Source organism: Arsenicibacter sp. R0_47 (genome assembly GCF_057652235.1).
This window is the reverse complement of record NZ_JBYFCJ010000103.1, coordinates 1-866: the sequence shown is the minus strand read 5'-3', so window position 1 is coordinate 866 and position 866 is coordinate 1. Positions and strand designations below refer to the sequence as shown.

Here is an 866-nt window from a genome sequence, read left to right as displayed (position 1 = left end):
CACTCAGCGTCAACGTACCAGGTTTCCACAATCTGTCCTATTACCCGCGCCCACTCATGGCTGTTGTGACTCGCTGTGACAACGACTTGCCGCTGACCGACCAGGGGTTCCGCAACCATAAACAGTTCTGCCACACCCTCCCGCTTATACTCATAGTCAACGTGTTGCACGCCATACTTATCGATGAAGCCTTGGCGGGTTTCGCTCACTAACTGGCGCCGGGCTTCGTCTAAACACACTACTGGCCGTTTCGCATTATAGGGACGCTGGTAAACCTCCAGAACTTCCTCCATCTGGCAGACGAACTCAGCCGATGCTTCTGGGATCACCGCGCGGCGGACCGTCCAACTCTTGACCCGCCAGGGCTTCAATTCGTTTTTTTGAGCATCTTTCGCACCGTCTCGCGGCCGATCTGTTCGACGTAACTCAACTCGATCATCTGCTGAGCCAGCAACCGCACTGTCCAGCGGGCATGACCCGCCGGTGGCTGACTGCATCGTAGGGCTATCAAATGAGCCTCAACGGTCCCATCAAAGATCCTTTGCTTAAACTTTTCCCGTTGCTTCCCTTTAATAGCCACTGCCAAGCCCTGTTCCACAAAGCGTTCCCGTAACCGTTCAATTGTGCGGATGCTGACCTGATAAGCCTGCCTAATCTGCTCGTCTTTGAGAAAACCGGGCTGGTTCTCATCAGCGGCCAGCAATACATAAGCCCGTTTAACAGCTTGACTATCTGCTTTCCGTTTGGCGATGATCGCTTTCAATTCGTTGCGTTCGTATTCGGTAAGGGTAACGTGATACTTTTTCATCGTAGTGGGGGCATTTTCTACAAAGCTACCCGTCACGCATATCAAGTCAAAACACTAG

1 protein-coding gene and 1 pseudogene are annotated in these 866 nt (G+C 52.5%); both read right to left on the bottom strand.

Features of this window, described 5'->3' with window-relative positions; translation table 11 throughout:
• Positions 1-293 (bottom strand): annotated as a pseudogene (locus AC23NW_RS36200) (IS630 family transposase); the annotation flags it as partial.
• Between the two features lie 74 nt (positions 294-367).
• Positions 368-808, bottom strand: coding sequence for a helix-turn-helix domain-containing protein (locus tag AC23NW_RS36195; RefSeq protein ID WP_487455587.1), 441 nt, complete (start codon positions 806-808; stop codon positions 368-370).
• Between the last annotated feature and the right edge of the window lie 58 nt (positions 809-866).